Source organism: Citrobacter sp. EC_71 (assembly GCF_019584005.1).
Taxonomy (GTDB): domain Bacteria; phylum Pseudomonadota; class Gammaproteobacteria; order Enterobacterales; family Enterobacteriaceae; genus Citrobacter; species Citrobacter werkmanii.
On the sequence record NZ_VDAY01000077.1, the window covers coordinates 1 to 405 of the forward strand.

Consider the following 405-nt stretch of genomic DNA (forward strand, 5'->3'; position numbering starts at 1 on the left):
GGTGAGATTACCAGCCCTTAACAGCGCCGCCGTTAAACACTTTGTTGGCTTCCTGGTAAACTTCGTCAGACTGATAGGCCTGTACGAATTTCTTCACGTTTTCCGCGTCTTTGTTGTCTTCGCGAGTCACGATCAGGTTTACGTATGGAGAGTCTTTATCTTCAACGAAGATACCGTCTTTAGCTGGCGTCAGGCCAATCTGGCTGGCGTACGTGGTGTTGATAACGGCCAGGGCAATCTGCGCATCGTCCAGAGAACGTGGCAGCTGCGGTGCTTCCAGCTCAACAATTTTCAGATTTTTCGGGTTCTCGGTGACGTCCAGAACGGTTGGCAGCAGGCCAACACCGTCTTTCAGTTTGATCAGGCCCACTTTCTGCAGCAGCAGCAGGGAACGACCAAGGTTAG

Annotated in this window: 1 pseudogene; it reads right to left on the minus strand. The window is 51.9% G+C overall.

Annotated elements, in window-relative coordinates:
- Window positions 1-7 precede the first annotated feature (7 nt).
- Window positions 8-405 (minus strand): annotated as a pseudogene (metQ, locus tag FHD02_RS24070) (methionine ABC transporter substrate-binding lipoprotein MetQ); the annotation flags it as partial.